Here is a 317-nt window from a genome sequence, read left to right on the forward strand (position 1 = left end):
CCCAGCAGGCTTTGCCGCGGCTGCGAGACGGCGGACGCATCATCAATATCTCCTCCTTCGTGACGCGGGTAGCCTCGCCGAGCGTGTTTGCCTACAGCATGACCAAGGGAGCGATCGACACCTTCACCAAGCTGCTGGCCCGGCAGCTCGGCAGTCGCGAGATCACCGTCAATGCGATCCAGCCCGGCATCATCAATACCGAGATGAATGCGGGCACGCTCCAGGACCCGCAAGGCCAGGCCTATGCGGCGAGTCTATCGGTGCTGAACCGCTGGGGCGAGCCCGACGATGTGGCGGACGTGGCCGCCTTCCTCGCC

The 317-nt window shown here is 65.0% G+C and carries 1 protein-coding gene; it reads left to right on the forward strand.

The window, feature by feature from the left end; genetic code table 11:
* A partial coding sequence (locus tag PA598K_RS35265; RefSeq protein ID WP_128661314.1) for an SDR family oxidoreductase occupies nt 1-317 on the forward strand: 317 nt, incomplete at both ends.

This window comes from Paenibacillus sp. 598K (assembly GCF_003851045.1).
Taxonomy (GTDB): domain Bacteria; phylum Bacillota; class Bacilli; order Paenibacillales; family Paenibacillaceae; genus Paenibacillus_D.